The sequence below is a fragment of the Halorubrum ezzemoulense DSM 17463 genome (genome assembly GCF_002114285.1).
Taxonomy (GTDB): domain Archaea; phylum Halobacteriota; class Halobacteria; order Halobacteriales; family Haloferacaceae; genus Halorubrum; species Halorubrum ezzemoulense.
In genome coordinates this window covers 40,235-66,126 of the sequence record NZ_NEDJ01000009.1, presented here as the reverse complement: position 1 = coordinate 66,126, position 25,892 = coordinate 40,235, and the positions used below count along the sequence as shown (strand labels likewise).

Sequence of the window (25,892 nt, the reverse complement as noted above, 5' to 3'; positions counted from 1 at the left end):
CGAGCGGAACGACGGCAGCGACGCGTTCCGACGGCCGGTGACGCGTGCCTCGCGGCCGGGGACTCGGAGGCGTTCACCGTCGATTCGCAGTCTGATACGTACGAATAAGCGGTCGAGGTGTCGGCGAGGTCTCCCGTCGATACGCGCGAAGCGACCTATTGGAGGTGGCCTTCCTCGCGGAGCTGTTCGGCCTCGCTCTTCTCGTAGCGCCACGAGATGTCGGCCTTCTCGTCCTGCCAGTCCCACGGCTCGACGAGGACGATGTCGTCTTCGCGGATCCACACGCGCTTTTGCATCCGGCCGGGGATGCGCGCGGTCCGCTGTTTCCCGTCCGCGCAGCGCACCTTGACGCGGTTCGCGCCGAGCATCTCGACGACCTCCGCGAACACCTCGTCGTCGTCGGGCATCCGGAGGTCGTTCCGACCGCCGCCGTCTCCGTTGCTCATGCGTACGCGGTGATACGCGCTCGCGGAAATAAAAGGGCCGCTCTCCGCCGGGACCGAAACGGCCCTTTTACCTCCGGGGACCGCCGAGGCGACGACATGCGTGACACGCTCGGACTCGAAGGCATCGCCGGCGTCCTCGTCGTCCTCGTCGGTATCGGTATCCTGACCCTCCGCGATCCGGTCGTCGCCGGCGCCCTGATGGTCGTGCTCGCCGGTCTCGCGCTGATCGCGAAGGGGCTCGTCGACACCGCCATGCGATCGTTCGGGCTGAAGTGAACCCTCGGCGGCGGTCCGACCGACTCCGGACGAGCAGCCGTCCGCTCGACGCGGCGTTCACCGTGGTCCCGAAAGAGTCATAATCGCCGACCGTCCCTCACCGGGTATGGTCGAAGTACCTGCCGTCGCGGTCGAACTCGTCGAACTCCTCGCCGCTGCCGTCGGCGCCGGCGCGGCCGCCGCGGTCGGCGTCGTGCTCGAACAGTTCGGGTTCTCCGCCGTCTCCGGCGGCGATCTCGTCCTCGGCGCGTGGGCCGTCGGCATGGGACTGATCGCGCTGTACGTCGGCCTCGTCGGTCTCGGCTACGAGCAGGCGCTCCCGCGGCTGCGCCGCCTCGCGAGCGGCGAGTAACTCACAGGTCCCCATCCGCGGCGAGTTCGCGCACTCGGTCGGCGCGCTCGCGGATCGCCGCCCACTCCTCGTCGTCCTTCTTGTCGACGTGCGAGTACATCAGCCCCATTCGCCCGGTGCCGCGGAGCGTCTCCTCGTTCTCCTTCAGGAAGTCCCAGTAGAGCGCGTTGAACGGGCAGGCCCCGTCGCCCGTGGTCCGCGAGACGGCGTACGGGCAGTCGGCGCAGTGGTCGCTCATCCGGTTGACGTAGCTCCCCGAGGAGGCGTACGGCTTCGAAGAGAGCACGTCCGTGCCGAACGACCCCATCGCGACGACGTTCGGCGTCGTCACCCAGTGGTAGGCGTCGACGAAGCCGAGGTGGAACCACTCGTTCACGTCGGCGGGGTCGGCGCCGTACACGAGCGCGAAGTTCGACAGCACCATCAGCCGCTCGATGTGGTGGGCGTAGCCGAACTCGCGGACGTGCCCGACCGCCTCCGAGAGACACCGCATGTCCGTCTCGCCGTCCCAGTAGGCGGGGGGAAGCTCCCGGTCCTGTTCCAACTGATTCGCCTCCGCGAGCTCCGGCATCGCCTCGCGGTAGACGTGGCGCATGAACTCCCGCCAGCCGATCACCTGCCTCACGAACCCTTCTACGGCGTTGAGCGGGACGGGGGCGGGCTCGTTGCCCCCGGCCGCTCTGCCCCCGGTCGCTCCGTCCTCGCCGTCCGCCGCGTCCCCGCCGAACTCGCTGAGCGAGGTCGCCGTCCCGCCCGCGTCGCCGTGGTCGTCTGGGTCGTACGCGCCGGGCTCGACCCCCCGCTCCTCGTAGGCGCGCTCGACCGCCCGCACCGGCTCGCGCGGGTCGAGCAGCCCGAGGTTGATCGCCGGCGACAGCAGCGAGTGCGAGAGGAACGGCTCGCCGCCGACCATCGCGTCCTCGTACCGTCCGAACGCGGGCAGCCCGTCGCGGACGAACCGGTCGAGCGCCTCGCGGGCCTCTGCCCGCGTGACCGGCCACGCGAACCCGTCGAGCGCGTCGTTCCCCCACGTGTCGAACCGGTCGCACACCCACGCGTGGGTCTCGCGGGTCAGCTCGTCCGGCTCGACCGTCGGCCGCCCCGGCGGTTCCCAGTCCTCCGGCGGCGTCTCCTGATTCAGGTCGTCGTAGTTCCACTCCCCGCCGACCGGCTCGCCGTCGTCCATCAGCACGCCCGTCTCGCGACGGACGTGCCGGTACCAGTGCTCCTGCCGGTAGGTGCGCTCCGCGGCCCCGTCGGCGCCGATCTCGGTCCCCTCGTCGCCGGCCCACTCGCGCCAGTCCGCCGGCGTCGTCCAGAACAGCTCGTTGTCGACGAGTTCGAGGGTGCCGCCGCGCTCGGCGACCAGCCCGCGGAGCCGCTCGCCGGCGCCGTGGCTCGCGGGGCGCATGAGCCGCAGGCGCGGCCCGTCGTCGTCCTCGCCGTCGTTCGCCTCGGCCGCCCGACCGGCGAAGAACTCGTCGAGCCCCTCGCCGAACGACTCCGCCTGAACGTACGTCACGTCGTGGCCGCGATCGCGGAGGTCGTCGCGGAAGTGCCGCATCGCCGAGAACACGAGCGTCAGCTTGTGGGCGTGGTACGGCTTCCGGTCGGCGAACCCGTGCGCTTCGATCAGGAGGACCTCGTCGGCCGCGTCGAGGGCGTCGAGGTCGGGGTTGAGCTGGTCACCGAGCAGCCAGCAGGTCGTCCGGTCGCTCACGGGACGAATAACGCTCCCGAGTCTCATAGCTCCGGCGGCGTCGCTCGACCGCGACCTCCCGGAACGACGCGTCACCCGCGGACTTTTGTCGGCCCCCCGTGTCGGGCGAGCCATGGACGAGATCCTCACGAACTGGCTGCTCGGCCTCATCGCCGCCCTCCTCGCCGTGCTGGTGCTCGACTCGACCGGACAGTCCTTCCTCGCGCCGCTCTCGCCGGTCGCGAACGTGCTCGCGCTCGTGACGTTCCTCGCGTTCGTCATCCTCACCGGGGCGTTCCTCGTGTACACGGCGTCGTTCCGGGACCTCTGATCCCCGCCTCGGGCCGAGCCCGTCGCTGCCGCCGCGCGTAGCTTTTTGTTCCGCCTCGAACTGGTGCGCGTATGGAGTACACCACGCTCGGCTCCACCGGCACCACCGTCTCGAAGATCTGTCTCGGCTGTATGAGCTTCGGCGACCCGGACTGGCGCGAGTGGGTGCTCGACGAGGAGGCGGGCCGCGAGCTCGTCGACCGCGCCGTCGAACTCGGCGTGAACTTCTTCGACACCGCCAACATGTACTCGAACGGCGCGAACGAGCGCGTCCTCGGTGACGCCCTCGGCGAATACGACCGCGAGGAGTTCGTCGTGGCCACGAAGGGGTACTTCCAGATGGACGAGTCGAACCCGAACTCGGGCGGCCTCTCCCGGAAGGCCATCGAGCAGGAGCTGTCGAACTCCCTCGACCGGCTCGGCATGGAGACGGTCGACCTCTATCAGATCCACCGCTGGGACGACGACACGCCGATCGAGGAGACGCTCGCCGCGCTCGACGACGCGGTGCGACGGGGCGACGTGCGACACGTCGGCGCCTCCTCGATGTGGGCCCACCAGTTCGCCGAGGCGCTCCACGCGAGCGACCGCGAGGGGTACGAGCGGTTCGCCACGATGCAGAACCACTACAACCTCGCCTACCGCGAGGAGGAGCGCGAGATGCTCCCGCTGTGCGAGAAGGAGGGAATCGGCGTGATGCCGTGGAGCCCCCTCGCGCGCGGCTACCTGACGCGCCCGCACGAGGAGGTCGACGCCACCCTCCGCGGCGAGACCGAGGAGCACCTCTACGCGCACCCCTACCGCGAGGGCGGCGGGCGGGCGGTCAACGAGCGAGTCGAGGAGCTCGCCGCGGAGGAGGGCGTGAAGATGGCGCAGATCGCGCTCGCGTGGCTGTTCCACAAGGAGTGGGTCGACACGCCCATCGTCGGCACGACGAGCGTCGAACACCTCGAAGACGCGGTCGAGGCGCTCGACGTCAACCTCTCCGATTCCGACGTGGAGTGGCTCGAAGAGCCGTACGAGCCGGTCCGCGTCTCCGGTCACGAGTGACGGCGGAGCGTGACTCCGGCTGTGCGCTCGGCGACCTAAATCGTGTTTTAGGAATATGTCGATAAGCCATTTGTATGCTAGTGAATGTCACACTCATATGGTCGACGACACCGACCGAACCCCGACCCGGTCGAGGACGGAGTACGCTCGCACCCGGATCCGGTGTCCGAACTGCGGCGACCGCGTGCCTGCGGCCGGCCGGGACACGGACTCGGCGGAGTGCCCGAACTGCCACCGGCTGATTCGGACCTGACGCCTGCTCGGGGTCGCCGGCGGAGCGCCGGTCCGACACCGCCGCCCGCCGGCTATTTATAAACACACCGTCGCGGGCGCCACGACAACCCTTTTCGGCGGCGCCGCCGAACCGTGGCGCATGGCAGACGACGACGCCACCGACCCCGAGAACGGCGAGGGCGGCGAACAGAGCGACGGCGACGACGGCGAGGAGAAGTCGTTCCGCGAGCGCGTCGAGGAGATCCGGGAGCGACGCGAGCAGGAGCGCGAGGAGGGCGACCGGCCCGACCCGGAGGAGATGATGGGCGGCGGCGGCCCGCCGGGGATGGGCGGTGGCGGCGGCGGCAACCCCTTCGCGCAGATGATGTCCGGCATGATGGGCGGCGGCGGCCCCGGCGGCGCGGGCGGCCCGCCCGGCATGGGCGGCGGTCCCGGCGCGGGCGCAGAGCAGGGCGCCCGCGGCGACGACGGCGGCAACGAGGAGCTCGTCCGCGAGGTGCGCCAGCTCCGCGACGAGGTCCGCGACGCCACCCGCCAGCTCCAGCGCATCGCGCAGGCGCTCGAAGACGACTGAGCCGACGGTAATCTCTTTTCGGTCCCGACCGCTTCACCTGACCCGAACAGCGTCACGCTCGTCTATCGACCGGTAGTGAACGCGCGCGGGAGCGTCAACGACCCGCAGAAAACCGCGCCGTCGACCGCCCGCTACCGACGTTCGCGCCGCCCGGCTAACACTCCGACCAGCCGCACGACTCGCACGTCTTACAGCCCTCGGAGTAGTAGAGGTTCATCCCGCCGCACTCGGGACACTCGGGCGACTCGCCCGCCGCGATGAGCTGCTGGGTCGAGTCGTCGGCGCCGGCCGCGTCGTCCTCGCCCGTCGGAGCGGTCCCGCTCGGGGCGCCGGTCGCCGCGCCGGCGTCGACCGCGCCGCCGTCGGTCTGGCTCGGCGGACTCGCGCTCGACGCGGCCTCCCCGACGTCGTCGAGGCTCTGCTGTTGAGGGATCCCCTTGTCGACGTCGTCGTCGAGGTAGCGCCGCAGCGCGGTGCCGATGGCGTCCGGGATCGACTGGATCTGCTCGCCCTTGTCCCAGGCGACCTTCGGGCTCCGGGTGCCCTGGAGCTCGTCGACGATCTCCTCGGGGTCGACGCCGGAGCGCAGCGCCGTCGAGATGACCTTCGCGAGCGCCTCGGTGAAGGAGTTGGTGTAGCCGCCGGAGTGGCCGATGTTCGCGAACAGCTCGAACGGTCGACCGTTCTCGTCCTCGTTGATGGTGACGTACAGCTTGCCGTAGCCCGTCTCGACCCGCTGGGTGACGCCCGACAGCGAGTCGGGGCGCGGGCTGCGCTCGCTGTAGTCGATCCGGGGCTGCTCGGTCGCTTCGAGCAGGTCCGCGACCTCCGCGTCGATCGCCGCGCGGACGTCCTCGTTGTCGAGGAACGCCTCGACGCCGCCGAAGACCTCGTTGATCTGCTCGACGATGGTCTCCGCGGCCTCGCTCTCGTCGGCGAACTCCGTGTTCTGCGCCCGCGTCGTGAGCACCTGCTTCGAGCGGGTGCCGTCGCGGTAGTAGGTGACGCCCTTCCCGCCGTTCTCGTAGATGTACTCGAAGACCTCCTTGGCGTCGCCCAGCGTCGAGTCGTTGGGCGCGTTCACGGTCTTCGAGATGGCGGAGTCGACGCCCTTCTGACAGGCGACCTGGACGCCGGCGTGGTCCTTCGCCGAGAGGTCGCCGGTGACGACGAACAGCTCGCCGATGGCGTCCGGGACGGTGTCGAGCCCCTCGACGCCGTCGAACGCGTTTTCGGCCATCTGCGCCTGCGCCTCGCGCTTGACGGCCTCGACGTCGACGTCGTTGGCCTCCAGCGTGCGCAGGAAGTAGTCGTCGAACTCGACGAGCATCTCGTCGCCCTGGACGTCGTCGGAGACGTTCTTGTAGTAGGCGACGTTGTAGATCGGCTCGCAGCCGCCGGTCGTGTTGCCGATCATCGACGTCGTGCCCGTGGGGGCGATCGTCGTCGTGTTGTGGTTCCGGATCGGGAAGCCGTCCGCCCACTCGTCGGCGTCGAGCCCGGTGAAGTGCTCGAACCAGTCGCGGTGCTCGGTCGGGTTCGCGTACTTCGAGTCCGCCCAGTCGTTGAACGTCCCGCGCTCCTCGGCGAGATCGTGGGAGGCAAGCTTCGACTCGTGGTTGATGTGGGTCATCAGCTGCCGGGCGATCTCGTTGCCCGACTCGGAGCCGTAGCGGACGCCGAGCTGGACGTACAGCTGCGCGAGCCCCATGATTCCGAGCCCGATCTTCCGCATGTCGCGGACCTTCTCCTCGATCTCGTCGACCGGGAAGTCGGACATCGTGACGACGTTCTCGAGGAAGCGGGTGCCGTACGCGATCCGCTCTTCGAACTCCTCGAAGTCGATCGCCTCTTCGAGGAACGCCTCGACTGCGGCCGCCTCGGAGTCGTACTCGTCGGCGTGCTCGTCCGACCAGACGCGCCAGTCGGGCGCGTCGAGGTCCGCGAGCGTCGAGAGGTTGATGTGGCCGAGGTTACAGGCCTCGTACTCCTCTAACGGCTGCTCGCCGCAGGGGTTCGTCGCGAGAATCTGGTGCTCCGGGTGCTCCTCCACGTCGAAGGAGTGCTCCTTGTTGATCCGTTCGAGGTAGACGACGCCCGGCTCCCCGTTCTCGTGGGCGCCCTGGATCATGTGATCCCAGATCTCCGCCGCCGGGACGGAGAGCTCCTCGCCGACCTCGACGTGCTCGCCGAGCCCGAACATGTCGTAGAGCTCCTTCGTCTCCGGGGTGGCGACGTGGGGCTCCTCGGTGCGGGGGTTGGTGAAGGTGAACTCCTCGTCGTTCGCCAGCGCCTCCATGAAGTCGTCGGTGACGCCGACGCTGATGTTGAAGTTCGAGAGGTGTCCCTCGACCGCGTTCCGGAGGTGCTCGGGCACCTTGCCGTCCTCGTCGATGAGCTCGCGGGCCTCCTCCAGCGCGTCCGCGAAGGAGTTGTGCGTGAAGTCGTCGGGGTCGTTGAGCCGCAGCGAGTGGGCCAGCGAGACGTCCTTGTTCTTCGCGTGGATGAACTGGATCACGTCCGGGTGCGAGATGCGCATGACGCCCATCTGGGCGCCGCGGCGCGCGCCGCCCTGCGCGATCGTCTCGCACATCTGGTCGAACGTCCGCATGAACGTGATCGGCCCGGAGGCGATGCCGCCGGTGGAGCCGACGGAGTCGCCGTACGGCCGGAGCTTCCAGAACGCGTACCCCATGCCGCCGCCGGACTGGAACACCTCGGCCGCCTCCTTGGCGGTCTGGTGGATGTCGGTGATGTCGTCGCCCGGCGAGTCGACGAAGCAGGCGGAGAGCTGCTGGAGCTCGTCGCCGGCGTTCATCAGCGTCGGGGAGTTCGGCATGAAGGAAAGCGACTCCATCCCCTGTCGGAACGTCTCGGCGGTCGCCTCGACGTGGTCGCGCACCCCGTCGGGGAGCTCGGGAACGACCGTCTCGTACGCGAACTTGTTGACGTTGTGGGCCGTGAGCGTCGCCTCCGCGTCGTCGTCGGCCGTCGTGCCCGCGCCGAACACGTCCTCGGCGAGCTCGTCGCGCCGCGGGTGGTCGGGCTTCAGCTGGTCGGGCGTGACGGTGACCTCGACGCCTTGGTTTTCAGCCTCGAAGACGGCCTCCGCGAGCGCGACGTTTCGCGCGACGCGGTCAAAGAGTTCCTCCTGGTCTTCGATCGGTTCGCCGTCCGCGTTCTTCCGGAGGTAGCGCGCGGGCAGGATGTTCTGGTAGGCGTTGCCCGTGAGGCGCTCCTCCATCGTCTCGCCCGTGGTTCGTTTGATCGGCAGTTCGACTCCGTCGGCGGAGACGCCGTCGCTGCTCATTCGGCGGCCACCCCGCTGGCTTTGCGTGGAATATGGATCATCTGTAGTGTTGGTGTACTGGCGAGGCGGGCCCTTGTACGTTCGGATGTTCGGCCCGCCCGGCTTCTACATGTCCGATTCGGTATGTAACGTCTCTCCGGTGCGCCTGACGCTGAATCCGGTACGTCGGTAAGGAATGGGCTCTGGACACATAAGCATAGGTAGACCGGAGTGAAACTGGTCGTCGATCGAAAAAACCACACGATGTGAGCGGTCTCCCACGGGAACAGAAGGGGGGTCGATCGAGGCGGCAACCGCCGGCCCAGCCGGCGCCCGATACCGCCGTGTCGGCCGATGTCGGGCGGATCCACGCTCGGCTCCATCACCGGAATGCCTGAAGACCTATCAGAACTAGTAAACGACTTCCGGCTCCTCCCACAAGCTTATGCCCGGCGTCGCCGTGGTCCGGGACATGACCGCAACGTCGCTCGCGCTCGCGGGGCTCGCCGCGCCGGCACAGGCCGCGCTGCTCGGCAGTCAGGTCGGGCAGCTCCTGGTCGCCCTCGTCGCCGTCGCGCTCGTCATCGTCGTCGGCAAGTTCGTATTGAAGCTCGCGTGGCGGCTCGTCACGATCGGCATCGTCGTCGTCGCGGCGTTCTACCTGCTGTCGACGCTGGGACTTGTCTAAAAACCGCCGCGGGCCGGCCGCCGGTTCGGGTCGAAGCGCCCGGCTTACTGGAACGCCGCGCCCGGTTCGGCCTCGGTGCGGTCGACCTCCGACCGCTTGAACTGCTTTTCTATCTCCTCGTAGCGCTCGCGCGTCTCGGGGGTGACGCTCGGGTTCACCTCGCTCAGCGCGTCCTCGAAGTGCTCCATCGTCACGCGGACGTTGCCGACGGACTCGCCGACCTCCTCGCGCGTGACGCTGCCGATGAACTCCCGAGAGGCGTTCATCGACGCCTCGCGGGCGACCGCCTCGATGTCGGCCCCCACGTACCCCTCGGTCTTGCGGGCGAGGGCGTCGAGGTCGACGTCGTCCGCCAGCGGCTTATCCCGCGTGTGGACCTCGAAGATCCGGCGGCGCGCCGCCTCGTCGGGCACTGGCACGTGGACGTGCCGGTCTAAGCGACCGGGGCGGAGCAGCGCCGAGTCGATGAGGTCGGGGCGGTTCGTCGTCGCGACGACGACGACGTCCTCCAGCGACTCGAGGCCGTCGAGCTCCGTCAGCAGCTGGGAGACGACGCGCTCGCCCACGCCGGAGTCGCCGGAGTTCTTCCCGCGCTCGGTGGCGATCGAGTCGATCTCGTCGAAGAACACGATCGTCGGCGCGTTCTCGCGGGCCTTGCTGAACACCTCGCGGACGCCCTTCTCGGACTCGCCCACGTACTTGTTCAGCAGCTCGGGCCCCTTGATCGAGATGAAGTTGGACTCGCTCTCGTTGGCGACGGCCTTCGCGAGCAGGGTCTTCCCCGTGCCCGGCGGGCCGTACATCAGGACGCCCTTCGCGGCCTGCATGTCGAGCTCGTCGAACACCTCGGGGTACTCGAGCGGCCACTGGATCGTCTCGCGGAGCCGCTCTTTCGTGTCGCCGAGGCCGCCGACGTCGTCCCAGGTGGTGTCGGGGACCTCCACGAACACCTCCCGCAGCGCGGAGGGTTCGATCCCCTTGATCGCCTCCTTGAAGTCCGACTCGGTCACCTGGATGCTGTTCAGCACGTCGGCGTCGATCTCGTCCGATTCGAGGTCGATCTCCGGGCGGATGCGCCGCAGCGCGTGCATCGCGGACTCCTTCGCCAGCGATTCGAGGTCGGCCCCGACGAAGCCGTGCGTGTTCTCGGCGTACTCGTCGAGGTCGATCCCGTCGGTCAGCGGCATGTTCCGCGTGTGGACCTGAAGGATCTCCTTGCGACCGTCCCGGTCGGGGACGCCCACCTCGATCTCGCGGTCGAAGCGGCCGCCCCGTCGGAGCGCCTGATCGATGGCGTCGACGCGGTTCGTCGCCCCGATGACGACGACCTCGCCGCGCTCTTCGAGCCCGTCCATCAGCGAGAGCAGCTGCGCCACGACGCGGCGCTCCACGTCGCCGCCCGCCTCCTCGCGCTTGGGCGCGATGGAGTCGAGCTCGTCCATAAAGATGATCGACGGCGACTCCTCGGACGCCTCCTCGAACACTTCGCGGAGCTGCTCCTCGCTCTCGCCGTAGTACTTCGACATGATCTCCGGGCCGGAGATCGTGTGGAAGTTCGCGTCGATCTCGTTGGCGACCGCCTTCGCGATCAGCGTCTTCCCAGTGCCCGGCGGGCCGTGGAGCAGGACGCCCTTCGGCGGGTCGATGCCGAGGCGCTTGAACAGCTCCGGGTGCCGCATCGGGAGCTCGATCATCTCGCGGACCTGTTCGAGCTCGTCGTCGAGCCCGCCGATGTCCTCGTAGGTCACGTCCGGCCCCTCGCCGGTGCCGCCCGCGGCCTCGCCGCGGTCGGCGATCTCCTCGGCGGAGATCTCGGAGATGCTGATCTCCGTCTCGTCGGTGATGACGACCGTGCCGCCGGGGCTCGTCTCGGCGATCTTCATCGGGACCGCCTGCGACTGGCCGCCCATCAGCCCGAAGCCGAGCGAGGTCCGGATCGTCTGCCCCTCGGTCACCGGCTGACCGGAGAGCTTGTCCCGGATGAACGGGGCGATCTGCCCCCGCACCCGCAGCTGGCTGGGGAAGGCGATCGTCACCGCGTCCGCCCGCGAGACGTCGACGTCCTCGACGGTGACGCGGTCGTCGATCCCCACGTCGGCCTCTTGGCGGAGGCGCCCGTCGATGCGGATCACGCCCGTCCCGTCGTCCTCGGGGTAGCCGGGCCAGACGCGGGCGATCGCCGCCCCGTCGGCGCTCTCGACGCGGACGATGTCCCCGCGGGAGAGCCCGAGCTCGTCGGCCGCGACGCGGTCGATTGCCGCCAGGCGACGGCCGGCGTCCTTCTGTTTCAGCGGCTTGACAGTGAGCTTCATCGGTCGCCCTCCACGGTGAGCACGCCGTTGTTCACCGCCACGTCGGCGGCCGTCCCAGGCAGCTCGAACTCCGATTCGACCGGCCCGTCCGGTCCCTCTACGACGACGATCGCCGTCTCGCCGACGGTGTCGACGGTGACGGCCTCGTCGTCGACGTCGAGGTCGGCGGCGACGGTCCAGCCGTCGTCGTACTCGTACCGGCGCAGCAGCGCGCCGTCGCCGGTCGATCGGGTCTGTATGTGATTCATCCTAACTACGAGTTAGTCGCGTATGTATTTAAACTTGACGCTCAAAATCGCATGACGTGAGTGCCTCTTTGTACTAACGGTAGTGTAGCGGTTCGAGCGATTCCACCGCCGACCGTCCGCCGTCGTGCGGTCGGACCCGCGGCGCCGATCGAGTCGTCGAGCGCGCGTCGGCTCCCTCGGGCACTTATACCGCTCGGCGCCGAACCGCCCGGACATGGAACGGGTCACCCACGACGGTCGCGCGACGGCGTACCGCCGCTTCGACCGCGGCGGCGACGGGCCGACAGTCTGCTTCGTTCACGGCAGCGGCGGCACGAAAGACATCTGGAAGTCGCAGGCTAGGCTGGCCGACCGGGTTTCGAGCGTCGCCGTCGACCTCTCCGGGCACGGCGACAGCGACGACGTCGCGACACCCGCCGGCCCCGAGACGCTCAACGCGTACGCGGACGACGTGATCGCCGTCGCGGAGGAGACGGGGGCGACAGTCCTCTGCGGCAACTCCCTCGGCGGCGCGGTCGCGCTGCGGGTCGCCTTAGAGCGCGACCTCGCGCTCGACGGCCTCGTCCTCGCGGGCACGGGCGCGAAGCTCGCGGTGGCCGAGCCCCTCCGCGGCGCGCTCGCCGACGATTTCGAGCGGGCCGTCTCGCTGCTCCACGAGCCGGACCGCCTCTTCCACGACGCGCCGCCCGAGTACGTCGAGCTCTCCGAGGCGGCCATGCGCGAGTGCGGGCGAGCGGTCACCGAACGCGACTTCCTCACCTGCCACCGGTTCGACGTCCGGGAGCGACTCGGCGAGATCGGCGTCCCGGCGCTCGCGCTCGTCGGCGCGCACGACGAGCTCACGCCGCCCGCGTACCATGAGTACCTCGCGGACGGGATCCCGGCCGGAGAGCTCGCGGAGGTCCCCGACGCCGCGCACCTCGCGATGCTCGAAGCGCCGACCGCGTTCAACGACGCGCTCTCCGCGTTCCTCGGTCGGCTGTAGGCCGCCCGTCCCGCCGGTCGTCGGCTCGCGACCGCGTGGACCAGCCGACCGCCGCGAGATTTAGGTCGGTCGCGCGTCCCGTGGGCACATGGTCGACAGCGACGACGGCGATACCGGCCGTGCCGACGGGTCCGGAGCGCCGGCGGGCGCCGAACAGCCTCCGGCCGAACCGCCCCCGGGCGACCCCGACATCGACGACCTGCTCGCGAAGCTCGACGCCCTGCGCGACACGGTCGACGAGGGCCACGAGCGCGAGGAGGTTCGACAGACGATCTCGCTCGTCGAGCGGATGCCCGGGAGCGGCGCGCTCGCGGAGCGGATCACGAAGTACACATCCAGAGACCTCGCCGAGTCGTTCGTCGGGGCGGTGCTGTTCGCGCTCCCGCTGCTCGTCGAGGGCGGCGTCTTCGAGATCGCGGCCTGGTTCGCGGCGACGACCGTCGCGGGCGTCCCGGTCCTCCTGATCGGCCACGTCGGCTTCGTCTTCGTCGCGACCGCCGGGCTCCTCTACTACGCCGACTTCCGGCAGATCGCGATCCACCACCCGATCCTCGGCGTCATCCCGCGCCGCTACGCCGGGGTCCTCCTCGTCTCGCTCGCCACGTCGGCGGCCATGCTGCTGTTCTGGGGGCGCCTCCCCGAGGGCGACCCCACCGCGCTCGAACGGGTCAGCCGGGTCGCGGTCGTCTGGGCCGCGGCGGCGTTCGGCGCGGGCCTCGGCGACATCCTCCCCGGCGAGTCGCAGGGGGACGACCTCGGGAAGTTCGACCTCGACATCGGCGACCGCGACTGAGCCGCCTCCCCGGGAGCCCCACTCGCTCCGCGCCACCAGCGGCACTCGCTCCGCGTCACCAGCGGCACTCGCTCCGCGTCACCCGCGGTGGATCTCCCGCCCCGATCCGCCTTTTCCACAGGTTTTTCGCCGCGGCGATCCTACCGACCCCTATGTCAGCGCTACGCGACGCGCTCCGGGACCTCCCGGACGCGGTGTTTGCGGACCTACTCGAGTCCGACGACGGGTACGTCCTCGTCGTCGACCTCCCGGGCGCGACCGCAGCGACGACCGAGGTGCTCGTCGAGGACGGTCGTATCGACATCGAGGGTCGCCGCGAGAAGGCCGTCCCCGACGGGTTCGAGTACGTCCGGGAGGACCGCCCGCTGTTCCTCGACGCGGAACTCCCCCTCCCGAACGACGCCGACGGCGCGGGCGCCGACGCCGAGATCGACCGCGGCGTCCTCGAAATCTCCCTCCCCAAGCGAGAGCGCGACGTCTCCCGGACCATCCCCGTCGACGACGCGGACGACGAGGGCGACGCCTGACGGGTGGTCACGCTGGTCAACCTTCGCGCCTACTGGCGGTTCGTCGTCGTTCTGCGGCAGTTCTCGCCGCTCATCGTCGCCTACTGGCGTGACCGCCGCCGGTACTTCCTGTTCGGCGGGAGCCGAGAGGTCGACGCCGAGACCCAGCGCGAGCGCGCCGCGGTGCTGCTCGACATCCTGCTCACGCTCGGGCCGACGTTCATCAAACTCGGACAGATCCTCTCGACGCGTCCCGACCTCCTTCCCCCGGCGTACATCGAGGTCTTGGAGGGACTCCAAGACGACGTTCCCCCCGCGCCGTGGGAGGAGTCGCGGGTCGTCCTCGAAGACGAGTTCGGGCCGGTCGACGAGACGTTCGACGACTTCGACCGCGACCCGATAAGCGGCGCGAGCCTCGGACAGGTGTACACCGCCACCTACGAGGGCGACGAGGTCGCGGTGAAGGTGCGTCGGCCCGGCATCGAGTCGCTCGTCGAGGCCGACCTCCGCACGATCCGCTGGTCGATCCCGCTGGTCAAGCGGTTCACCGGCGCCGGCCGGTCGTTCTCCCTGGAGAACCTCGCCGACGAGTTCGCCAAGACGATCCGCGAGGAGATGGACTACGCCCGCGAGCGGACGATGCTCGAGGAGATCCGCGGCAACTTCGCGGACAACGATCGGATCCGGATCCCGGAGACGTACGAGTCGGTGTCGGGGCCGCGGGTGCTCACCATGGAGTACGTCCCGGGCACGAAGATCAGCGACATCGACGCGCTCGACGAGGCTGGTCACGACCGGACGGCGATCGCGGAGATCCTCCAGGAAGTGTACCTCCAGATGATCATCGACGACGGCGTGTTCCACGCCGACCCCCACCCGGGGAACCTCGCGGTCGCGGACGACGGGTCCGTGATCTTCTACGACTTCGGCATGGCGGGGCGGGTGGACCCGTTCGTCCAGGAGAAGATCGTCGAGTTCTACGTCGCGGTCGCGCGGCAGGATATCGACGCCATCCTCGACACGCTCATCTCGATGGGGACCCTCTCGCCGGAGGCCGACCGCGAGGTGATGGGGAACGTGATGGAGCTCGCCATCGCCGACGTCCGGGGCGAGGACGTCGAGCAGTACCAGGTGAACCAGATCATCGAGCAGGTGGAGTCGTCCATCTACGAGTTCCCGCTCCGGCTCCCGCCGAACCTCGCCTTGGTCCTCCGGGTCGCCACCGTCGTCGAGGGGGTCTGTGCCACCTTAGACCCCGAGTTCGACTTCATCTCGACGGCGACCGACTACCTCCGCGAGGAGGGGTACTACGAGCAGACCGCCCGTGACCTCGCCGAAGACGCCGGCCGGCAGGTGCAACAGACCACCGAGGCGCTGTTCACGGTCCCGCCGAAGGCCGACGAGTTCCTCGACCGCGCCAACCGCGACGACCTGACGGTCAACGTCGTCTTAGAGGACGACACGAAGGTCTTAGAGAAGCTGGCGATGCGGATCGCCTACTCGGTGCTACTCGCCGTCGGCGTCCTCTCGGCGACGATCCTCTACTCGTTCGCGAACAACTGGCGGCTCGCGCTCGTCGTCCTCGCGCTGGCCTCGCCGCTCGCGATCGCCTTGTACCGGTCGTTCCGGAAGAAGCGGGGACTCCGCACCACGCCGCAGTTCACCCGCCAGGGGATGAAACAGCGGCGCGACGACTGACTCGGCGACGGGGCGCCACTCAACGGCACAGCGACCGGACCGGCGGCGCGGCGACCGACTCAGCGGCCTTTTATCGACTCTCCTGTCGCCCGACAGATCCACACGTCTTCCGCTTCCTCGACCGCGTACTCCCGCGCCGTTAGCCACTCGCGGAGGGCGGCGGAGTCCGGGCTCATCGTCCCCTCGTCCGCCGCAACTCCCTCCGCTGCCCCCGACTCGTGGACCTCCACGACGAGCAGCGGACGGTACGTCGCGAGCGTCTCCGCCGCGCCCCGGAGGACCGCCCCCTCGCGCCCCTCGACGTCGACCTTCACGGCGTCGGGCGGCGGGACTGTCCCGCCCCCGTCGGCTCTCTCGTCGCCGACGCCCTCGACGAGTTCGTCGAGCCGTCGGACCGGGACCGACTCCGTCCCGGCGACGCTCGCGCCCCACCTCGTCGCCAGATCGCGGTCGAACGCCGAGCACTTCGAGAACGTCGACCGATAGAAGGTAAGCGTCGCGTTCGCGTCGCCCACGCCCGCCCGCCTGAGGTCGAGCCGATCGCCGAGCCCGTTCCGCTCGGCGTTCCGCGCCAGCCGGTCCGCGCTCTCGCCGTTCGGCTCGAACGCCACTACGCGACGGTCGGTCCCGCGGGTCAGCGGGATCGCGTGCTCGCCGACGTGCGCGCCCACGTCGAGGATCACCGCGTCCTCCGGGAGACGGTCGAGCGCGGCCAGTCCGGGGTCGTCGCCGTGGGGGTTCGTCGGCTCGTAGCTCCAGTACGTGCCGGCGACGGTCCGCTTCGGCGTCGCGACGCCGAGCGCGTACGTCAGGTCGGCGAGCCGGTACAGGGTTCGAAAGCCGAGCCGCTCGACGCGCGACCGAACCAGCGACGGCAGCCGTGCTATCGAGGGCATCGCGGTGTCACGCGCCGATGACTTGAATCGGGACGAGGAGGAAACAGAGCGCGCCGACGGCGAACGTGACGGCCCCGACCGCGATCCGCGGCAGCCCCAGTCCGTCCTCGTCGGCCGGATTCGCGGGTCCGTTGAACGCGATGACCGTCGCGAACACGCCCCAGAACGCCCACAGACCCACCGACTCGTTCAGGCCGAGCCCCCGCCAGAAGTAGAGGTAGGCGGCGATGGCGAACAGCGCGCCGGGGACGAGCGCCGCCACCGTCTCCTGTCGCGGCCCGAGCATCGCCCGGACCATGTGGCCGCCGTCGAGTTGGCCGACCGGGAGGAGGTTCAGGACGGTGAAGAACATCCCGACCCACCCGCCGATCACCACGGGGTGGGCGGTGAGCCGCGGGTCGCCGTAGCTCGTCGGCTGGCCGAGGGCGCCGGCGATGAAGTCCAAGAGCGGCGGGTTGTTGAACCGGATCACCGCGCCCGACGAGTTCGCGAGCTCCGCCGGCACCTGGATCGGGTCGAGCGAGAGGCCGATCGCGGTCACGACGACGGTCGCGAACAGCCCCGCGATCGGTCCCGCCGCGCCGATATCGAAGAGGACCTTCCGCGACGGCATCCGGCCGCGGATGCGGATCACCGCGCCGAGCGTGCCGAACGGGAAGATGAAGGGGATAACGTACGGCAACGAGACGGGGACGCCGTGGTAGCGACCGGCGGCGTAGTGGCCGAGTTCGTGGGTCATCAACACCCCGAGAACGGCGGCCGTGAACGGCCACGCCCGGAGCAGCGTCAGGGGGTTCGACTGGATCTCCGCGAGCGGCACGTAGTACCAGCCGTACGCGCCGACGAACAGCGTCGACAGCAGCGTGGCCGCGAACATGGCGACGTTCACCCACGGGATCCCGTCCCGGCCGCGGTCGAACGGCGTCGCGACGACGACGTGGCCGCCGTCGACGACCTCCACGTCGACCTCGTACCCCGCCTCTCGAAAGTGGGGGGTCAGCTTGCGCAACAGCGTCCGCTCCGGGACGTACGACTCGCCGCGGTATCGCACGCGACCGTCCTCGCGGCGGACCTCGTCGATCCGAAAGAACGTCCGGAGCGGCTCCGGACGCGGCGCGCCGTCGCCGGCCGTCGCCGCGTCCTCGTGTTCTGGCATCGTGGGGTCGTAGCTGGTCGGCGAGTATAAACCCCGCGTCGGCGGGCACGGGTACCGCAAACACGGCGCGGCGCGTGGGCTGGCGGAACTCGACGCGGACGCGCTCGCGGTCAGAAAAGCGCGGGACGGGGACCGGTTCGTGAACCGAGTGCGCCTCGGAGCGGTACTGCGTTCGTCGGTCGGCGGAGCGCGTCCCTCAGGCGGGTTCGACGCGCCAGGTCGTCGCGCCCGTGTACGACCACTTCTCGACGGTGAGCTCCGTCGCCGAGTCGCGGAGCTTCACCATCAGGGCGCCGATCTCCTTCGGCGAGAGGTCGACGTCGTCGGAGATGAACTTCCCCTTGAAGTACATCTCGCCGTCTTGGGCGCGGTCGAGCAGGTACTGCTTCAGCCGCTCTTCCTTGCTGCGGTCGTCGTTCGCGCTCGCGTTCGTGGAGGGGTTCGCAGTCGCGCTCATAGTACACCTCACCCTTGCTCCCGGAGGGTGTTATAAAGGCGTCACCGTTGGGCGACGTTCAGGGGGTTTCAGGGCGTTTCACCGAACTCGCCGGGGTAAAACGTGTCTGACGGACTCTTTACAACGCTTCTAGAACACGCTAGAAATTTTATAACCCGTTTTGAACACGTTTTCTCCGTCGCTGACTCGGTACGCGAGTAACTCGCCGCCGTCCGGTCCGACGGCCGGAAAGAAACAAAAAGCGCCGCGTATTCTCGGTCTCGGCGCGCTCGCGCGTCCTCCCCGCGACCGCCGAGACGACCTCTTGGGACCGATCGCGGCCGCGACGAAACCGGAAGCGGCGACGCCGCGCGCCGGTCAGTCCCGGCGGTGGACCCAGAACGTCTCCGACTCCGTCGCCTCTTTCTTGAAGATCGGCACCTCGTCTTTCAGCCGGTCGATCCCGTCTTCGACCGTCCGGAACGCCTCCCCGCGGTGCCCGGCCAGCACGACCACGAAGACGATGTCCTCACCCGCCTCGATCACGCCGGTGCGGTGGTGCATCCGCACGTCGAAGACCCCATCGCGGGCCGCTAGCTCCTCCGCGATGGCGGCCATCTGATCCTCGGCGACCCCGTCGTACTTCTCGAACGCGAGGTGCGTCGTCCGGTCGTCGTCCGGGCCGTCGCGGGCGCGCACGCGGCCGGTGAACGTCGCTATCGCCCCCGCCCGGTCCGCGTCCGGCGACGCCTCGGCGCGGCGCACCAGCGTCTCACGGGTGATCCACGGCTCCGCGCTGTCGAGGTCGGCGACGACGTCGCCGAGGTCGACCCCGTCGGGGGCGGTCGCGCTCGCGACGACCGTCCCCGGGACGCGCTCCGGGTCCGGGTCGGACCCGAGGAGGACCGCGGGCACGCGCAACCACGGCTCGCCGACCGCCAGCAGGTAGTCGTGGTCGGGGGCGAGCCCGTCGAGCAGGTCGTCGAACCCCTCGACGCTCCCCCGACCGCGCCAGTTCCCGTCTGCGTCGAACGCGACGGCGGTGTCCGCGCCCGAGCGCTGCGCCGGACCGACGACTCCCCCGTCCGCGGCCGGGTCGCTCCGTGTCGAGTCGCTCTCGGGGGCGCCGTTCGGGTCGTCGTCGCGCTCCACGACGGCGACTCGCCCGTCGAGTCGGTCCGCGAGCCGCCGGGCCAGCGTCGCCGCCCCGTCGCCGACGATCGATATCGGTCGCATACCCGAGAGCGGGCCGCGACCGATTTAGGCGTTTCCCGCCCGACGCGTCGGGCCGGATCGGGCTCGGGGCCGCTTCCACCGCGTCCGGGCTTGACAATCCTTAAGACTGCGACAGGGGTACTCCTCGGCAATGAGAATCGTCGTTTCTGTCGGCGGGAGCGTGCTCGCGCCCGACCTCGACCCCGAGCGCGTGGCCGCGTACGCCGAGGCGATCGAACGGCTGGTCACCGACGGCTGCGAGGTCGGGGTCGTCGTCGGCGGCGGCGGCGTCGCCCGCGAGTACATCGAGACGGCCCGCGAGATCGGGGCCAACGAGGTCGAGCTCGACCGGCTTGGGATCGGGACGACCCGGCTCAACGCCCGGCTGCTGATCGCCGCCCTCGGCGAGCGCGCGAGCCTCGCGCCCGCGGTCGACACCGAGGAGGCGGCGGCGGCCCTCCGCCGCGACGAGGTGTCGGTGATGGGCGGCGTCACGCCGGGGCAGACGACCGACGCGGTCGCCGCCGCGTTCGCCGAGTCCGTCGACGCCGACCTGCTCGTGTACGCGACGAGCGCCGACGGGGTGTACGACGCCGACCCCAACGCCGACCCCGACGCGGCGCAGTTCGCGGAGCTGTCGCCGGCCGAGCTCGTCGAGGTCGTCCTCCCGATGAGCCGCGACGCCGGCGCGTCCGCCCCCGTCGACCTCCTCGCGGCGAAGCTGATCGACCGGGCCGAACTCCGGTCGATCGTGCTCGACGGGACCGACCCGAGCGCCGTCGTCGACGCCGTGCTGCGCGGCGATCACACCGGAACGGACGTGGTCCCCCCGGGCGCCGGCGAACCGAGCCGCTGGACAGAGGCACGATGAGCGCGGACGACGCCTCCGACGACGCGTCCGCCGCCCCCGACGACTCCCCGCACATCCTCTCCGGGGGGTCCGCCCTCGACGACGGCGAGGACGCCGCCGAGGAGTCGACCGAGACCTTCCACGCCTTCTGGGCCGACGTCGTCGCCGACGAGGTCGAGGCCCGCGACCCCGACGAGCCGATCGTGATCAAGGGCGGTGTCTCGCCGTCCGGCGTCGCGCACCTCGGGAACTTCAACGAGATCATGCGCGGCTACTTCGTCGCCGAGGTGCTCCGCGACCGCGGCCACGAGGTCCGGCAGGTGTTCACCTCCGACGACAAGGACCCGCTGCGGAAGGTCCCGCGCAAACTGGCGAACGCGGACGGCGAGATCGTCGGGCTCGGCGAGGTCGACGCGGGCGCGCTCGGCCGCAACCTCGGGAAGCCGTACACCGAGATCCCGGACCCGTTCGGCGAGGCCGAGTCGTACGCGGCCCACTTCGCGGGCCTGCTCAAGGCCGACGCCGACCGCCTGAACGTCCCGGTCGAGATGCTCTCGAACACCGATCTGTACGCCGACGGCGACTTCGACGAGGCGATTCGGACGGTACTCGCCGACGTTGAGCGCGTCCGCGAGGTGCTCTCCCCGTATCAGGACAAAGTTGACGACGAGTACGTCCCGTTCAACCCGGTCTGTGCGGAGTGCGGCAAGGTCACGGAGACGGTGACGGCGATCGACGCAGAGGCCGAGACCGTCGACTACGTCTGTACCGACATGGACGCCGGCGGCAACACGATCGAGGGGTGCGGCCACGAGGGCACCGCGACGTTCCGCGAGGGAAAGCTCCCGTGGCGGTTGGAGTGGCCCGCGCAGTGGGGCGTCCTCGGCGTCGACTTCGAGCCGTTCGGTAAGGACCACGCGGAGGGGTCGTGGCCCTCCGGCGTCGACGTCGCGCGGAACGTCTTCGGCGAGGAGCCGCCCGTGCCGATGGTATATGAGTGGTTCACGCTCAACGGCGACGCGTTCTCCTCCTCCGAGGGCAACGTCGTCACGGTCCAAGAGCTCCTGGAGCTGATCGAGCCCGAGGTGTTGCGCTACTTCTTCGCGCTCCACCCGAAGAAGGCCCGCGACCTCGACATTGAGCGGCTCGACCAACTGGTCGACCGCTTCGACCGGTTCGAGCGCGCCTACTTCGGCGAGGTCGACGACCCGGATCTGGTCGCCTTCGCCGAGCGCGCCTACCCGTTCGTCGTCGGCCAGCCCGACGACCCGCCGACGGAGAAGCCGATCCGGCTCCCGTACACGTTCGCGGCGGTGCTCGGCATGGTCGACGACCCCGACTTCCGCGAGCGCCTCGCCCGCGACGAGGGCCATATCCCGGACGACGCCGACGCCGACATCGTCGACGCCGCGCTCGCCCGCGTCGAGCAGGCGCGGAACTGGGCCGAGCGGACGGGGAACGAGTACGACTACCGGCTCCAGACCGACCTCCCCGCGGTCGAGTTCGACGGAGACGTCGCGGCCGCGCTCGACGACCTCGCCGACTTCGTCGCGGCCGGCCACGACGGGGAGGAGATCCAAGGGGCGATGTACGAGACTGCGCGCGACCACGACATCGAGGTGAGCGAGTTCTTCGCGGCGGGCTACCGCCTCTTCTTCGACGACACGCAAGGGCCGCGGCTCGGGGAGTTCCTCGGCGAGCTGGAGCGCGACTACGTCGTCGACCGGCTCCGACGGGAGGCGTAGATGACCGAGGACCGCTCGCTCGACGACTTCGCCGCGGACGACGACGGCGACGAGTCCGCCGAGAGCGCTCCGGACGACGCGGAAGGTGACGGCGTCGACCCCGACGAGGCGACCGACGCCGCTCCCGCGACCGACGCCGCTCCCGCGACCGCCACCTCGACGTGGCACGCCGACGGCGCCGAGTGCGACCGGTGCGGCGAGCGTGTCGACCGCCGCTGGCGCGACGACGACGCCTTCGTCTGTCCTGACTGCGCCTCGTGGTGACCGCGCCGCCGCGGTCGCCTCCCCGACTGGCGGTCAAAACTTAAGCCGTCGGCCGTCAAGGTGTTCCGTGAACGGAAAATTCGTTTGGAGTTAAATTAGATATAAATGAAATATATTCCGGACCTACTCCACGGGCGGTCGGCGACCGCCCTCACGGCGGCGTACCTGTGTATCGCGGCGGCGTCCGCGGTCGCGGTCGACCTCGCCGTCGCGTCGACGATTGGGGTCGCGGGCGGGTGGACGCCGACGCGTCTCGTCGGGGACTGGCTGCTCGTCGCCGGGTCCGGCGGGCTCCTCTACGGAGCGGTCACGCACCACCGCCAACGGGCGGAGACCGCGCGCCGAAACCTCGAAACCTCTAACCAGCAGATACAGGTTCTGAGTCGTGTGTTTCGGCACAACGTCCGCAACGATCTCAACGTGATCCGGGGGTACACCGATCTGCTGGCCGACCGGATCGACGACGAGCGGAGTCGAGAGTGCTTGGAGACGGTCCGGGAGACGACCGACGACATCGTCGAGATAAGCGAGAAGCTCCGCGTCATCGAGGACGCGTCGCCCGAACGACCGGACGGCCGCGTCGACCTCGTCGCCGCGGTCCACGAGGCGCTCGACGTCGTCGACGCCGACGGCGCCGCGCTCACCGTCGAGACCCCCTCTGAGGCGTGGATCCGCGCGGACGACACCGTCGAGTTCCCGATCCGCGAGGTGTTCGAGAACGCGGTCACCCACAACGACGGCGCGACGCGCCGCGTGACGGCGACGATCCGCAAGAACGGGACGACCACCTGTCTGGAGGTCATCGACAACGGCCCAGGGATTCCCCCCGACGAGCGTGAGGTCTTACAGGCGGAAGAGGAGACGCCGCTCTCGCACGCGAGCAGCATCGGGCTGTGGCTCGTCAAGTGGATGTGCGAGACGCAGGGGGGAACCGTCCGGTTCGACGCGACCGACGACGGTACGACAGTCCGGCTCCGATTCGAGTCCGCGTCGCCGCCCGCTACTCCAACTCGGTGATCGTCACGGCGTACACCGCGCCGCAGTTCCCGCATTCGACGTGGACTCCCCGGCTCGTCTCGCCGCGGGTGAACTCGGAGATCTCCTCCGAACACGAGCACTCGAACTGGACTTTCATTACCTCTCCTTCATCCTGCTGATATTTAAAAGACACCGACGCGGAATCAGCGGTGAAAACCGGTGATCGCGGTGCCGTCTCTCACCCGCCGTCGCGCACGGCGTCAGTCGTCGTCGACGATCACTTCGACCGGTCCGTCGCCGTCGTCGGCGGCGTCCTCGTCGGAACCGCCGGACAGGTCGGCGCCGCCGGACTGCTGCTGCTGGTAGTAGAGCCCGCCGGCGACCGCGAGGACGATCCACGACCGCCAGTTGGCGAGGTTCAGCGTGTAGCCGATGCCGAACGGCTTCTCGACGAGCATCCCCTTGCCGGGCTGCCAGTACGACGAGAGCAGCCGACCGAGGCTCGGTCGCTCGAAGTTGTACGGGATCCCGAGAACCTCTCCCGAAGACGGTTTGTCTGCCATACGAGTCTATCTATCGGCCGACACCATAAATCGTGGCGACCCGGCGCGCCGATCGGAACGGCGCTGCGGCCGTCGCCGGTCAGGGCTCTGACCCCGGCCGAGCCGGCGGTTCGTCACCGGTAGCGGCCGCGGTCCGCCACGTCTCGGAGTCGGTCGAGGACCGCTTCGTCGCCGCCGGCCTCGTACCCGCTCTCGAACGCCGCTAGCAACGGGCCGGGTTCCGTCGCGGTCGCCCGGACCGACCCCTCGAACACGTGGAGGTCCATCGCGTGGTCCTCGACGTGGCCCGTGTGGTAGCCGAGCCCGAAGTCGATGAGGTACGTCTCGGGCGGCGGGCTCGACCGCCCGTCGCGTTCCGTGCGCTCGCCGCGCTTCGACACCCGAACGTTCCGCGTCGTCGGGTCGCCGTGGACCATCTCGGCGCCGTGGAGCCGCGCGAGGTGGCGACCGACGGCCTCCGCCGTCCCCTCGTCGAGGGCGGCCGCGAGGTCGCGCTCCCCGACGTGCTGGAGCGTCAACGTCGCCTCCGCGAGGTCGACGTCGTACACGAGCGGCGTCGACACGCCGGCGCGCCGCGCCTCGCTCGTCAGCCGGGCCTCCGCGACGGTCCGGTCGCGCCTGATCGTCCGGTCGAGTTCGGGGTGTCGGTACGACTTCGGCACCCGTCGCTTGACCACGCGCCGGTCGCCGTCCGTCCCCTCGACCGTCACGGTCGCCTCCGCGCCGCGGCGGTCCGCCTCCGCGTCGCGCGCCGCGCTTCGCGACTCGGCCCCCCCGCGTCCGCGCGCGACCGACTCCCCGTCTCGCCACGTCACCGGCACCTGATCCGGCCGGAAGCTCGGGTCGACCGCGGACTCCGCGATCGGGACGGTGTCCCCGGCGGCGGCCATCTTCGCGCCCAACACGGCGATCATCCCGGCGTTGTCCCTGAGGAATCGCGGTTCCGGCGCGTGGAAGTCGGCGCCGCGGGCCTCGCACATCGTCGCCAACATCTCCCGCAGCCGGTCGTTCTGTGCGACGCCGCCGCCCAACACGAGCTCGTCCGCGCCGGTCAGCGACAGCGCGCGCTCCGAGACCTCCGTCAGCATCGCGAACACGTGCTCCTGGAGCGAAAAGCAGATCTCCTCGACGGGGACGCCGCTGTCCGCGGCGTCGTTGGCGGCCGAGCTGATCCCCGAAAACGAGAAGTCCATCCCCTTGACCACGTAGGGGAGATCGAGGAGGTCGGTCTCGGCGGCCGACCCCTCCTCGCCTCCGGCCCCTTCCCCTTCGCTGCCGACCTCGCCCGCGCCCGTCGCGAACTCGGCGGCCGCCGACTCCACCTTCGGTCCGCCGGGGTGGCTCCACCCGACGTGGCGCGTGAACTTGTCTATCGCGTTGCCCACCCCGGCGTCCATCGTCTCGCCGAGGACCCGGTACCGCCCGTCGTGGTAACCGAGCAGGTGCGCGTTCGCGCCGGAGGCGTTCAGACAGACCGGGTTGTCGAAGCCGGAGCGGTGGCGACCGATCTCGAGGTGCGCCACCATGTGGTTGACGCCGACGAGCGGGACGCCGAGCGTCCCGGCGAGCGACCGCGCCGCGGTCCCGACGATCCGGAGGCAGGGACCGAGCCCGGGGCCGCGAGAGAAGGCGACCGCGTCGACCGCGTCCGGACCGTGTCGCTCCTCGGCGGCGGTCAGGACGCTATCGACCACCTCCGGGATCGCCTCCGACATGTGTTCGGCGGCCTCGCGCGGGTGAATGCCGCCGCTATCCGGCTCGTATGGGTCTGATTCGATGAGAACTGAGTCGGCCTCGGCGTCGTACAGCGCGGCGCTCGCGCACCACGCGGTACCCTCGATGCCGAGAACGCGCATCCGGCGGAGTTACGCTTCCTCGGCGTCCGCCTCGTCGCCGCCGATCTTGTTGCGCTCGAGCATATGGTCCTGCTCGACATCCAGCGCGTCGGCCGCGGAGTCGTACACCTTCGCGTAGCCGACCGTCTTGCGCATGCCGAACTTCGTGTCGAGCTCGTGGACGACGACCTCCTCGGAGTCCTTGTCGAGCTTCGCCGCCAGCGAGTCGCGGACCGACAGTCGGGAAGGCGTGGCCTCCTCGTGGGTCGTCTCGAAACGGATGTCCGTGCGGTGCAGCATCGGGTTCTCCTCCTCGGAGATGATATCGACGTCCATGGTTCAGTTGGGCGTATATCCCCTCGAAAGCTGTAAAAGGATTTCGAAGCGGGGGTGTCGCCGCCGAACTCTGGACCGACCGCCGACGAGACACACTGTTCGGCGTCAGGGTTTCCCCCCTCCGGTGCGTGCGTACCG

Annotated in this window: 28 protein-coding genes; 15 read left to right on the top strand and 13 right to left on the bottom strand. The window is 69.7% G+C overall.

The genetic code is table 11. The features are described 5' to 3' along the window. Nucleotides 1-155: 155 nt before the first annotated feature. Nucleotides 156-446 carry a translation initiation factor eIF-1A gene (gene eif1A, locus B9H04_RS04640; RefSeq protein ID WP_004597376.1) on the bottom strand — a complete coding sequence of 97 codons (291 nt, stop codon included), beginning with the start codon at nt 444-446 and terminating at the stop codon, nt 156-158. A gap of 96 nt (nt 447-542) precedes the next feature. On the opposite strand from eif1A, the gene B9H04_RS04635 reads away from it, so the two are divergent. Next, nucleotides 543-722 carry a DUF7470 family protein gene (locus tag B9H04_RS04635; RefSeq protein ID WP_049930222.1) on the top strand — a complete coding sequence of 60 codons (180 nt, stop codon included), beginning with the start codon at nt 543-545 and terminating at the stop codon, nt 720-722. Nucleotides 723-828: 106 nt separating this feature from the next. After that, nucleotides 829-1,074, top strand: a complete 246-nt coding sequence (locus B9H04_RS04630; RefSeq protein ID WP_049930224.1) for a hypothetical protein — start codon at nt 829-831, stop codon at nt 1,072-1,074. A 1-nt stretch (nt 1,075) separates the two neighbouring features. Here the strand turns inward: B9H04_RS04630 and B9H04_RS04625 are convergent, their stop codons facing one another. Continuing rightward, nucleotides 1,076-2,794 (bottom strand): cryptochrome/photolyase family protein, encoded by a 1,719-nt coding sequence (locus B9H04_RS04625; RefSeq protein ID WP_085682487.1) that lies wholly within the window; start codon nt 2,792-2,794, stop codon nt 1,076-1,078. 112 nt (nt 2,795-2,906) lie between these two features. On the opposite strand from B9H04_RS04625, the gene B9H04_RS04620 reads away from it, so the two are divergent. From B9H04_RS04620 to B9H04_RS04610, 4 genes are all read left to right on the top strand, one after another. Next, nucleotides 2,907-3,104 carry a hypothetical protein gene (locus tag B9H04_RS04620; RefSeq protein ID WP_049930226.1) on the top strand — a complete coding sequence of 66 codons (198 nt, stop codon included), beginning with the start codon at nt 2,907-2,909 and terminating at the stop codon, nt 3,102-3,104. Between the two features lie 71 nt (nt 3,105-3,175). Next, nucleotides 3,176-4,153, top strand: a complete 978-nt coding sequence (locus tag B9H04_RS04615) for an aldo/keto reductase (protein ID WP_049930228.1) — start codon at nt 3,176-3,178, stop codon at nt 4,151-4,153. 97 nt (nt 4,154-4,250) lie between these two features. After that, complete coding sequence (locus B9H04_RS18565) at nt 4,251-4,406, top strand: hypothetical protein (protein ID WP_167373081.1); 156 nt, start codon at nt 4,251-4,253, stop codon at nt 4,404-4,406. A 120-nt stretch (nt 4,407-4,526) separates the two neighbouring features. After that, entirely contained in the window at nt 4,527-4,961 is a 435-nt protein-coding gene (locus B9H04_RS04610) for a hypothetical protein (RefSeq protein WP_049930229.1), read from the top strand. Between the two features lie 154 nt (nt 4,962-5,115). On the opposite strand, the gene B9H04_RS04605 is transcribed toward B9H04_RS04610, so the two are convergent. Beyond that, entirely contained in the window at nt 5,116-8,271 is a 3,156-nt protein-coding gene (locus B9H04_RS04605; RefSeq protein WP_049930231.1) for an adenosylcobalamin-dependent ribonucleoside-diphosphate reductase, read from the bottom strand. A 424-nt stretch (nt 8,272-8,695) separates the two neighbouring features. Here B9H04_RS04605 and B9H04_RS04600 point away from each other — a divergent pair, with 424 nt between their 5' ends. After that, nucleotides 8,696-8,938, top strand: a complete 243-nt coding sequence (locus B9H04_RS04600) for a hypothetical protein (protein WP_049930233.1) — start codon at nt 8,696-8,698, stop codon at nt 8,936-8,938. 44 nt (nt 8,939-8,982) lie between these two features. Here B9H04_RS04600 and B9H04_RS04595 read toward each other — a convergent pair whose 3' ends face one another. Both B9H04_RS04595 and B9H04_RS04590 read right to left on the bottom strand, forming a co-directional pair. After that, entirely contained in the window at nt 8,983-11,250 is a 2,268-nt protein-coding gene (locus B9H04_RS04595) for a CDC48 family AAA ATPase (RefSeq protein ID WP_085682486.1), read from the bottom strand. After that, nucleotides 11,247-11,498, bottom strand: coding sequence for a DUF7127 family protein (locus tag B9H04_RS04590; RefSeq protein WP_049930235.1), 252 nt, complete (start codon nt 11,496-11,498; stop codon nt 11,247-11,249). The genes B9H04_RS04595 and B9H04_RS04590 overlap by 4 nt, the downstream gene beginning before the upstream one ends. A gap of 214 nt (nt 11,499-11,712) precedes the next feature. Here B9H04_RS04590 and B9H04_RS04585 point away from each other — a divergent pair, with 214 nt between their 5' ends. The 4 genes from B9H04_RS04585 to B9H04_RS04570 all read left to right on the top strand — a co-directional run bounded on the left by B9H04_RS04585 (nt 11,713) and on the right by B9H04_RS04570 (nt 15,480). After that, nucleotides 11,713-12,483, top strand: coding sequence for an alpha/beta fold hydrolase (locus tag B9H04_RS04585; protein ID WP_049930237.1), 771 nt, complete (start codon nt 11,713-11,715; stop codon nt 12,481-12,483). An 88-nt stretch (nt 12,484-12,571) separates the two neighbouring features. Further along, nucleotides 12,572-13,276 carry a DUF2391 domain-containing protein gene (locus B9H04_RS04580; protein ID WP_085682485.1) on the top strand — a complete coding sequence of 235 codons (705 nt, stop codon included), beginning with the start codon at nt 12,572-12,574 and terminating at the stop codon, nt 13,274-13,276. A 152-nt stretch (nt 13,277-13,428) separates the two neighbouring features. Further along, nucleotides 13,429-13,803: an Hsp20/alpha crystallin family protein gene (locus B9H04_RS04575; RefSeq protein WP_049930239.1), complete on the top strand. Its 375-nt coding sequence runs from the start codon at nt 13,429-13,431 to the stop codon at nt 13,801-13,803. A 3-nt stretch (nt 13,804-13,806) separates the two neighbouring features. Then, a complete protein-coding gene (locus B9H04_RS04570; protein WP_085682484.1) occupies nt 13,807-15,480 on the top strand; it encodes an ABC1 kinase family protein in 1,674 nt (557 codons plus the stop codon). Between the two features lie 59 nt (nt 15,481-15,539). Here the strand turns inward: B9H04_RS04570 and B9H04_RS04565 are convergent, their stop codons facing one another. The 4 genes from B9H04_RS04565 to B9H04_RS04550 all read right to left on the bottom strand — a co-directional run bounded on the left by B9H04_RS04565 (nt 15,540) and on the right by B9H04_RS04550 (nt 19,204). Further along, complete coding sequence (locus B9H04_RS04565) at nt 15,540-16,376, bottom strand: FkbM family methyltransferase (RefSeq protein ID WP_049930242.1); 837 nt, start codon at nt 16,374-16,376, stop codon at nt 15,540-15,542. 7 nt (nt 16,377-16,383) lie between these two features. Further along, entirely contained in the window at nt 16,384-17,532 is a 1,149-nt protein-coding gene (locus tag B9H04_RS04560; protein WP_049930244.1) for a site-2 protease family protein, read from the bottom strand. Nucleotides 17,533-17,728: 196 nt separating this feature from the next. Further along, nucleotides 17,729-17,989 carry a DUF7123 family protein gene (locus B9H04_RS04555; protein WP_049930246.1) on the bottom strand — a complete coding sequence of 87 codons (261 nt, stop codon included), beginning with the start codon at nt 17,987-17,989 and terminating at the stop codon, nt 17,729-17,731. Nucleotides 17,990-18,346: 357 nt separating this feature from the next. Beyond that, nucleotides 18,347-19,204, bottom strand: a complete 858-nt coding sequence (locus B9H04_RS04550; protein ID WP_049930248.1) for a molybdopterin synthase — start codon at nt 19,202-19,204, stop codon at nt 18,347-18,349. Nucleotides 19,205-19,334: 130 nt separating this feature from the next. Here B9H04_RS04550 and pyrH point away from each other — a divergent pair, with 130 nt between their 5' ends. From pyrH to B9H04_RS04530, 4 genes are all read left to right on the top strand, one after another. Next, a complete protein-coding gene (pyrH, locus tag B9H04_RS04545; RefSeq protein WP_049930250.1) occupies nt 19,335-20,054 on the top strand; it encodes a UMP kinase in 720 nt (239 codons plus the stop codon). Further along, nucleotides 20,051-21,778, top strand: coding sequence for a lysine--tRNA ligase (gene lysS, locus B9H04_RS04540; protein WP_049930251.1), 1,728 nt, complete (start codon nt 20,051-20,053; stop codon nt 21,776-21,778). The genes pyrH and lysS overlap by 4 nt, the downstream gene beginning before the upstream one ends. After that, nucleotides 21,779-22,042: a DUF7573 domain-containing protein gene (locus B9H04_RS04535; RefSeq protein ID WP_049930252.1), complete on the top strand. Its 264-nt coding sequence runs from the start codon at nt 21,779-21,781 to the stop codon at nt 22,040-22,042. Between the two features lie 105 nt (nt 22,043-22,147). Beyond that, nucleotides 22,148-23,059, top strand: coding sequence for a sensor histidine kinase (locus B9H04_RS04530; protein WP_049930254.1), 912 nt, complete (start codon nt 22,148-22,150; stop codon nt 23,057-23,059). Here the strand turns inward: B9H04_RS04530 and B9H04_RS19410 are convergent. The 4 genes from B9H04_RS19410 to B9H04_RS04515 all read right to left on the bottom strand — a co-directional run bounded on the left by B9H04_RS19410 (nt 23,043) and on the right by B9H04_RS04515 (nt 25,754). Beyond that, nucleotides 23,043-23,177 carry a hypothetical protein gene (locus B9H04_RS19410; RefSeq protein ID WP_004597316.1) on the bottom strand — a complete coding sequence of 45 codons (135 nt, stop codon included), beginning with the start codon at nt 23,175-23,177 and terminating at the stop codon, nt 23,043-23,045. The genes B9H04_RS04530 and B9H04_RS19410 overlap by 17 nt on opposite strands. A gap of 103 nt (nt 23,178-23,280) precedes the next feature. Then, nucleotides 23,281-23,583, bottom strand: coding sequence for a DUF5808 domain-containing protein (locus B9H04_RS04525; protein ID WP_049930257.1), 303 nt, complete (start codon nt 23,581-23,583; stop codon nt 23,281-23,283). A 113-nt stretch (nt 23,584-23,696) separates the two neighbouring features. Continuing rightward, nucleotides 23,697-25,439 carry a bifunctional N(6)-L-threonylcarbamoyladenine synthase/serine/threonine protein kinase gene (locus tag B9H04_RS04520; RefSeq protein WP_085682483.1) on the bottom strand — a complete coding sequence of 581 codons (1,743 nt, stop codon included), beginning with the start codon at nt 25,437-25,439 and terminating at the stop codon, nt 23,697-23,699. 9 nt (nt 25,440-25,448) lie between these two features. Further along, nucleotides 25,449-25,754: a 30S ribosomal protein S24e gene (locus tag B9H04_RS04515; RefSeq protein WP_049930261.1), complete on the bottom strand. Its 306-nt coding sequence runs from the start codon at nt 25,752-25,754 to the stop codon at nt 25,449-25,451. Between the last annotated feature and the right edge of the window lie 138 nt (nt 25,755-25,892).

What these genes read in the sequence shown, in the direction of transcription:
- B9H04_RS04585 (WP_049930237.1), top strand. Translation starts at nt 11,713, where the DNA reads ATGGAACGGGTCACCCACGACGGTCGCGCGACGGCGTACCGCCGCTTC.
- B9H04_RS04565 (WP_049930242.1), bottom strand. Translation starts at nt 16,376, where the DNA reads ATGCCCTCGATAGCACGGCTGCCGTCGCTGGTTCGGTCGCGCGTCGAG.
- B9H04_RS04560 (WP_049930244.1), bottom strand. Translation starts at nt 17,532, where the DNA reads ATGCCAGAACACGAGGACGCGGCGACGGCCGGCGACGGCGCGCCGCGT.
- B9H04_RS04615 (WP_049930228.1), top strand. Translation starts at nt 3,176, where the DNA reads ATGGAGTACACCACGCTCGGCTCCACCGGCACCACCGTCTCGAAGATC.
- B9H04_RS04555 (WP_049930246.1), bottom strand. Translation starts at nt 17,989, where the DNA reads ATGAGCGCGACTGCGAACCCCTCCACGAACGCGAGCGCGAACGACGAC.
- B9H04_RS04530 (WP_049930254.1), top strand. Translation starts at nt 22,148, where the DNA reads ATGAAATATATTCCGGACCTACTCCACGGGCGGTCGGCGACCGCCCTC.
- B9H04_RS04520 (WP_085682483.1), bottom strand. Translation starts at nt 25,439, where the DNA reads ATGCGCGTTCTCGGCATCGAGGGTACCGCGTGGTGCGCGAGCGCCGCG.
- B9H04_RS04630 (WP_049930224.1), top strand. Translation starts at nt 829, where the DNA reads ATGGTCGAAGTACCTGCCGTCGCGGTCGAACTCGTCGAACTCCTCGCC.
- B9H04_RS18565 (WP_167373081.1), top strand. Translation starts at nt 4,251, where the DNA reads ATGGTCGACGACACCGACCGAACCCCGACCCGGTCGAGGACGGAGTAC.
- B9H04_RS04620 (WP_049930226.1), top strand. Translation starts at nt 2,907, where the DNA reads ATGGACGAGATCCTCACGAACTGGCTGCTCGGCCTCATCGCCGCCCTC.
- B9H04_RS04635 (WP_049930222.1), top strand. Translation starts at nt 543, where the DNA reads ATGCGTGACACGCTCGGACTCGAAGGCATCGCCGGCGTCCTCGTCGTC.
- B9H04_RS04515 (WP_049930261.1), bottom strand. Translation starts at nt 25,754, where the DNA reads ATGGACGTCGATATCATCTCCGAGGAGGAGAACCCGATGCTGCACCGC.
- B9H04_RS04575 (WP_049930239.1), top strand. Translation starts at nt 13,429, where the DNA reads ATGTCAGCGCTACGCGACGCGCTCCGGGACCTCCCGGACGCGGTGTTT.
- B9H04_RS04600 (WP_049930233.1), top strand. Translation starts at nt 8,696, where the DNA reads ATGCCCGGCGTCGCCGTGGTCCGGGACATGACCGCAACGTCGCTCGCG.
- pyrH (WP_049930250.1), top strand. Translation starts at nt 19,335, where the DNA reads ATGAGAATCGTCGTTTCTGTCGGCGGGAGCGTGCTCGCGCCCGACCTC.
- B9H04_RS04610 (WP_049930229.1), top strand. Translation starts at nt 4,527, where the DNA reads ATGGCAGACGACGACGCCACCGACCCCGAGAACGGCGAGGGCGGCGAA.
- B9H04_RS04605 (WP_049930231.1), bottom strand. Translation starts at nt 8,271, where the DNA reads ATGAGCAGCGACGGCGTCTCCGCCGACGGAGTCGAACTGCCGATCAAA.
- B9H04_RS04590 (WP_049930235.1), bottom strand. Translation starts at nt 11,498, where the DNA reads ATGAATCACATACAGACCCGATCGACCGGCGACGGCGCGCTGCTGCGC.
- B9H04_RS04525 (WP_049930257.1), bottom strand. Translation starts at nt 23,583, where the DNA reads ATGGCAGACAAACCGTCTTCGGGAGAGGTTCTCGGGATCCCGTACAAC.
- B9H04_RS04580 (WP_085682485.1), top strand. Translation starts at nt 12,572, where the DNA reads ATGGTCGACAGCGACGACGGCGATACCGGCCGTGCCGACGGGTCCGGA.
- B9H04_RS04535 (WP_049930252.1), top strand. Translation starts at nt 21,779, where the DNA reads ATGACCGAGGACCGCTCGCTCGACGACTTCGCCGCGGACGACGACGGC.
- B9H04_RS04595 (WP_085682486.1), bottom strand. Translation starts at nt 11,250, where the DNA reads ATGAAGCTCACTGTCAAGCCGCTGAAACAGAAGGACGCCGGCCGTCGC.
- eif1A (WP_004597376.1), bottom strand. Translation starts at nt 446, where the DNA reads ATGAGCAACGGAGACGGCGGCGGTCGGAACGACCTCCGGATGCCCGAC.
- lysS (WP_049930251.1), top strand. Translation starts at nt 20,051, where the DNA reads ATGAGCGCGGACGACGCCTCCGACGACGCGTCCGCCGCCCCCGACGAC.
- B9H04_RS19410 (WP_004597316.1), bottom strand. Translation starts at nt 23,177, where the DNA reads ATGAAAGTCCAGTTCGAGTGCTCGTGTTCGGAGGAGATCTCCGAGTTC.
- B9H04_RS04550 (WP_049930248.1), bottom strand. Translation starts at nt 19,204, where the DNA reads ATGCGACCGATATCGATCGTCGGCGACGGGGCGGCGACGCTGGCCCGG.